The organism is Psychrobacter sp. CAL346-MNA-CIBAN-0220, assembly GCF_040309805.1.
Classification (GTDB): Bacteria; Pseudomonadota; Gammaproteobacteria; order Pseudomonadales; family Moraxellaceae; genus Psychrobacter.
In genome coordinates this window covers 1-252 of sequence record NZ_JBEOPF010000546.1, presented here as the reverse complement: position 1 = coordinate 252, position 252 = coordinate 1, and the positions used below count along the sequence as shown (strand labels likewise).

The window sequence follows — 252 nt, the reverse complement described above, 5'->3', positions numbered from 1 at the left end:
CTTCAGAGTTAATTTTTATAGTAATTTTATCTGGGCATCCACCATTAAATTCTAAAATAAACTCCCTGTAGCTAATCGGTAAGTTAATATTAAAAAACATTTCTAATGAATCTAACTCATCATGTGTAATTGAAACTCTTTTTTTTAAATTTAAATCTTTCATTATGCTATCGTTTTCCGTGTACCACTACATGCAGCAATTGCATGCTGTGTTTCGTCATCAGGTTTAATAAAGTGAGCTTTGCATTCAAG

General features: G+C 30.2%; 1 protein-coding gene. It reads right to left on the bottom strand.

The annotated features are described in order from the left end of the window. The coding region (locus AAEY88_RS14730) for an SMI1/KNR4 family protein (RefSeq protein ID WP_350563586.1) at positions 1-163 on the bottom strand (163 nt) is incomplete at its 3' end. Positions 164-252: the final 89 nt, after the last annotated feature.